This is a genomic window from Flagellimonas onchidii, assembly GCF_004804315.1.
GTDB classification, from domain to species: domain Bacteria; phylum Bacteroidota; class Bacteroidia; order Flavobacteriales; family Flavobacteriaceae; genus Flagellimonas; species Flagellimonas onchidii.
This window is the reverse complement of record NZ_SRXX01000048.1, coordinates 1-2,414: the sequence shown is the minus strand read 5'-3', so window position 1 is coordinate 2,414 and position 2,414 is coordinate 1. Positions and strand designations below refer to the sequence as shown.

Here is a 2,414-nt window from a genome sequence, read left to right as displayed (position 1 = left end):
GCAAGTTCTAATAATCCTAACTTTGGTTTGATGATCTTTTCTTCTGTACTCATCTGACAAATCTAATTTAAGGGTTAAACTAATTTATTAAGATTGTCAGATTAAGTCTTAACTATTACAGCTTAAAGGTTCTTTTCAAGTGTCAGATTAACCACAACTGTCAGGTTAAGTAGTGGCTAGTACAATTCATCAAAATCAAGCATTGAAGGGTTTATCTGCCGAAATTTAATTTTGTCTTGTTTTAAGATTTCGTCTGCGAAAATTTCCATCTTTTCGCTCAGATACTTGTAGAAAATGAATCCTAATATGTAATCACGGAATTCATCCGCATTCATTTTTCCTCTAAGCGTATCAGCAATATTCCAAAGCTGCTTTTTTAATTCTTTTTTATGATCTTCCGACATTCTTTATTTCAATTCGTTCATTATATTTTTAAGTAGTACATCAAAATCCAATGAATCACCATGTATCATACTACTCTGCATTTCTTTATAATCAGATTTGTAGTTATCCAAGAATTCTTTTGGCGGAATAACATTAAGACTTTGTAAAGTCATACTTTCATAATCCGTAGTTTTCATTGGGGTTAACACACTTCTATGAGTAATTATACTTTCAAAAAGAGATGTGTTTTTCAAAGCAGCCTGCCCATATTCAGAATTTAGTATTTGTCCAATATCATAAAAATGCCTTGACATTCGTAAATGCCTTATTTTCTCTAGAGGTTTTTGAAATTCTTCGTGTAGTAGAATAAGTTTTTCCAGAAATGTCTTTTGAGGGTTAGTGGCATTCACAATAAATTCTTCTTCCGAAAAATCTGCCTCATGATAATGTTCATCAATTATTGATTTAATAGCAACTTCTTGATTTGGTTCAATTAACGACCTAGCACTAACCTCAATCAATACTCTTGTTGGTAGATAGGGCAAATCACCAAATAGTGATTGATAGTTTACTTTAATAGTTTCTGGATCTTGATCAGAGACCTGTGTGTTTTCTACTATAATTTCAAATAGGGTTTCATCTACCCCATATGCTATTAATTGTTGCCTTAACAATTCGGATAAATCTTTAGAAACAAAAGAGTGGCAGGCTCTTCTTAATTTTCGAATTTGCCCTTTTGACAAATCACCTTCAAATCCCAAGTATTGTCTGTCAATACCTAAATCAATATCTTCAGAAAACCGTTGAATTAAATTAAAGGCTTTACTCAATGAAGTTCCTCCTTTAAAAATCAAATGATTGGCTAAACCTGAAGTGAATATCATTCGTAGCATTAATGTAACCCAAGCATCTTTTTCTATAGCCTGTGGAGGTAAATTGGTTTTTACACCAATTTGAGTAAACAATTCTGTTTGCTCTTCTTTTGATAATGTTAACCAGTTATTCATTTATCTACTATTATTTTCTGAATCCAAATAGGTGCATTATTTAGATTTTTATAAACTATTTCTTGTTCTTTACTCTTTTCTATTATCTTCTGTATTTTATCAAGCTGTTCTGGAGTAACATGTTTCTCCCCAATTTCCTTCAATGCTTGAATTATTAGATTGGTTAATCTATGTTCAATACTTAAGTTTTTAGGATTTGTCTTTTTAAACTGAATAGTTTGGTTTCCGACTTTTATGTTCCTAGCAGAACCATCTGTTAAGAACACTACTTTTAATGGGATTTGAGTTGATAACCCCAATAAATTTAAAGCTGTAGAACCAGTGGCTATTATCCGTGCCTTATCACGTTTTGCAATAGCCTTGGCTATTTGTTCAGCATGAGGATAAATGACCCCTAAGCGCTTGTGTATTTTGGGTAAAAAGTATATTCCTTTTGCAATGCGTTTTATGCTACCTTCCTTGGTTAAGCGTTGTAAAGATTTACGAATTGCTTCGTAATTTCCAAGCTCGATAAAATCTGAAATAAAGAATATTTCTCCAGGTTTAATTTTCTTTTGTATGGTCTTAAGATCCATCATTGTCCCAAAAATAGATAAAAATCGGGACAAATATAATTAAATTATGGCAATAATTGTCCCGAAAATAGTAATTATTTGGGACAATTTTATTAGAAGAAATGCGAGCTAAGTAGCATTTTTTACTATCTATCGTTCAAAATTACTAAACTTCTGAATACATAAAATTCAGCTAATCATGGAGTTGTTTTTTCAATAGTAATATCAGAAGTTCTTTCTGAAACGACCTTCGTATGGTAGGCATAAACCAATGAAGCCACAGAAAAAAGAATAGCTACAATAAACGTGATAACCGCCCATGTAGGGTATACCCCAGCTGTCCTAAATTGTAATAGTTAAGACTTAATCTGACAATCTTAATAAATTAGTTTAACCCTTAAATTAGATTTGTCAGATGAGTACAGAAGAAAAGATCATCAAACCAAAGTTAGGATTATTAGAACTTGCC

The 2,414-nt window shown here is 31.7% G+C and carries 2 protein-coding genes and 1 pseudogene; all 3 read right to left on the bottom strand.

What is annotated here, in order from left to right:
• Positions 1–209: 209 nt before the first annotated feature.
• A pseudogene (locus E4661_RS18920) lies at positions 210–404 on the bottom strand (type I restriction-modification system subunit M N-terminal domain-containing protein); the annotation flags it as partial.
• A 3-nt stretch (positions 405–407) separates the two neighbouring features.
• Positions 408–1,391, bottom strand: coding sequence for a nucleotidyl transferase AbiEii/AbiGii toxin family protein (locus E4661_RS18915; protein ID WP_136469025.1), 984 nt, complete (start codon positions 1,389–1,391; stop codon positions 408–410).
• Positions 1,388–1,969, bottom strand: coding sequence for a DUF6088 family protein (locus tag E4661_RS18910; protein ID WP_136469024.1), 582 nt, complete (start codon positions 1,967–1,969; stop codon positions 1,388–1,390). Before E4661_RS18910 ends, E4661_RS18915 begins: the two co-directional genes overlap by 4 nt.
• Between the last annotated feature and the right edge of the window lie 445 nt (positions 1,970–2,414).

Coding starts and splice junctions, on each gene's coding strand:
- E4661_RS18910 (WP_136469024.1), bottom strand. CDS start 1,969: ATGATGGATCTTAAGACCATACAAAAGAAAATTAAACCTGGAGAAATA.
- E4661_RS18915 (WP_136469025.1), bottom strand. CDS start 1,391: ATGAATAACTGGTTAACATTATCAAAAGAAGAGCAAACAGAATTGTTT.